The sequence below is a fragment of the Streptosporangium sp. G11 genome, assembly GCF_051192615.1.
Lineage (GTDB): Bacteria > Actinomycetota > Actinomycetes > Streptosporangiales > Streptosporangiaceae > Streptosporangium.
On record NZ_JBPJUQ010000235.1, the window covers coordinates 1 to 2,511 of the forward strand.

A 2,511-nucleotide genomic window follows, 5' to 3' on the forward strand; every position below is an offset into this window, starting at 1 on the left:
CCAGGGGTCGTCGCGCAGATCGCCCGCGAACTGCGCGAGCGCTGCAGGCAGTTAACGGTGCGCATCAACCAGCTGGAAGGTCAGCTGAGACAACTCGTGCAAGCATGGCCCCGCAGTTACTGGCCATCCCCGGCTGCGGCGTGCTGAGCGCGGCCACGATCATCGGCGAAACCGCCGGAGTGCACCGGTTCCGCTCCAAGGCGGCCTTCGCCCGCTTCACCGGCACCGCCCCCATCCCCGTCTGGTCGGGCAGCAGCAGCCGGGTGCGCCTCAACCGCGGCGGCAACCGGCGTATGAACTGCGCCCTGCACATGATCGCCGTTACCCAGATCCGAGGCATCGGTCCGGGTAAGACCTACCTCGACAAGCTGATGGCCGAGGGCAAGACCCGCACCGAGGCCATCCGGCTGCTGCGTCGCCGCCTGTCCGACGTGGTCTACCGCACCCTCAAGGCCGTCGACGCCTCGATCTCCGATACGGCCGAGCAGATGTTGATAGCGGCGGCTTGACGACATAGGAGCATCAAGGAGACCCGGTGAGGGTGCACCCCTTCATTGAGGCGGAAAAGCAGAGCGGACACAACGTCAAACGCGCGTGTGAGCTGCTGAAGGTCTCCCGAGCCGCCTTCTACGCCCGTCGCCAGGGCGCCCCTGGTCCCCGGGCGGTACGTGATGGGCACCTGACCGAGCGCATCAGCGAGGTTCATCGACACTCGCGCGGCACCTACGGGGTTGAGGAACCTGCGGACAGCCGTTGGCGGTACCGGCGAGTAACTTAGCTGGACGCCTGGGCAGGTCATCCCGCGGGTGATCATTTCCGTTCAAGATCTGGACGTGTGGCGTGTTTCCGGTTGTTACCGGGCGCTAGGTGGTGTGCCTACGGTCGTCGGTCATGCCTGCAGAGTTTCTGTCTGATGAGCAGAGGACGGCGTACGCGACGTTCGGTGAGATGCCGTCGCTGCCGGACATGGAGAAGTTCTTCTTCCTGGACGCGTTCGACCGGGAGGTGATCGGGCGGTCGCGCCAGGATTCACATCGCCTTGGCGTGGCGATCCAGATCGGGACGGTCCGGCACAAGGGCTTGTTCCTGGAGGACCCGCTCGAGGTGCCGTGGCCGGTGGTGGACTACCTGGCCGAACAGTTGGGCATCGGGGACCCCTCGCAGGTGAAGAGGTACGGGGAGCGGCCGAAGACGGTCTATGAGCACGCGTGGATGATCCGGGATGTCTACGGCTATCACGACTTCGACGATCGGGAGTCGTGGGAGGGCCGGGTTCTGTCGAAGCGGTTCTTGACGTTCTTGCACGGGCGGGCGTGGACGCATGCCGAGGGGCCGACGGCGTTGTTCGATCAGTCGGTGGCGTGGCTGCGCCGGCATCGGGTGCTGCTGCCGGGGGTGACGGTGCTGGAGCGGCTGGTCGGCTCGGTGCGGGAGCGGGCTGATGAGCGCCTGTATGCGACGGTGACGCGTCAGGTGGAGCGCGCCGATGCGGGGTTGCCGCGGGCGTTGTCGGGGCTGCTGGTGGTTCCCGAAGGGGCGCGGATCTCGGAGCTGGAGCGGCTGCGGCAGGCGCCCAAGCGGCAGTCGGGCACCGAGATGGCCAAGGCGCTCAAGCGGGTGGACGACATCGCGGCGTTTCGGCTGGTGCGGGTGCGGGTGGACAAGGTGCCGGTGCGGCGGATGAAGACGCTCGCCAAGTACGGGGCGGGCACCAAGGCGCCGCTGCTGGCCAGGCTGTCCGAGCCGCGCAAGACGGCCACGATGCTGGGGGTGACCCGGTCGTTGGAGGCCGAGGCGATCGACGACGCCCTGGATCTGTTTGCGCTGCTGATGGCCACCCGGTTGATCTCGCCGGCGCGGCGCAAGTCGGCGGGTGAGCGGATGGCGATGCTGCCGAAGCTGGAGAAGGCCTCCAAGCTGCTGTCGCGGGCGGGCCGGGTCCTGGTGGAGCAGCTGGACCTGGTTGCCGAGGTGGGCGCCGATCTGGATGTGGCCGCGTTGTGGACGGCGGTCGCCGCGCAGGCCGGGGCGAGCAAGGAGCAGGTGCTGGCCGCGCTGGAATCGGTCGAAGAGCTCGTGCCGGAAGACGACGGGGCCGCGGAGGCGGCGCTGCGCGCCGCGCTGGTGGACAAGTACAACACCGTCCGGCCGTTCTTGAAGCTGCTGGGCGAGTCGAGGGCGTTGGGGGCGGCGGCGGGCGGCCGCAAGGTGCTGGCCGCGGTGCGGCGCCTGCCGGAGCTGGCGCGCCGGCAGGTCGGCAAGAAACCGCTGCTGCCGAAGGAGATCGACGCCTCGCTGGTGAGCGCGGCGTGGAAACGGCCCGTCTTCGCCAACCCCGACCTGCCGGAAGGGCGGTGGATCGTGACGCCTATGCGGTGTGCGTCCTGGAGGCCCTGTTTCGGGCGCTGCAGGTGCGGGACGTGTTCGCCGCACCTGAGGTTCCCCCGGTTTCCCGGAGTGTTTCCTATGTGGTTTCGGTCAGCTCGGCGTGGCTGCTGACAGTGTCGGGTA

The 2,511-nt window shown here is 68.3% G+C and carries 2 protein-coding genes; both read left to right on the forward strand.

The annotated features are described in order from the left end of the window. Positions 1–104: 104 nt before the first annotated feature. Entirely contained in the window at positions 105–509 is a 405-nt protein-coding gene (locus ACSDR0_RS50105; protein ID WP_435296046.1) for a transposase, read from the forward strand. A gap of 439 nt (positions 510–948) precedes the next feature. Beyond that, positions 949–2,499 carry a DUF4158 domain-containing protein gene (locus ACSDR0_RS50110; RefSeq protein ID WP_435296047.1) on the forward strand — a complete coding sequence of 517 codons (1,551 nt, stop codon included), beginning with the start codon at positions 949–951 and terminating at the stop codon, positions 2,497–2,499. The last annotated feature ends 12 nt before the right edge of the window (positions 2,500–2,511 follow it).

What these genes read in the sequence shown, in the direction of transcription:
- ACSDR0_RS50105 (WP_435296046.1), top strand. Translation starts at nt 105, where the DNA reads ATGGCCCCGCAGTTACTGGCCATCCCCGGCTGCGGCGTGCTGAGCGCG.
- ACSDR0_RS50110 (WP_435296047.1), top strand. Translation starts at nt 949, where the DNA reads ATGCCGTCGCTGCCGGACATGGAGAAGTTCTTCTTCCTGGACGCGTTC.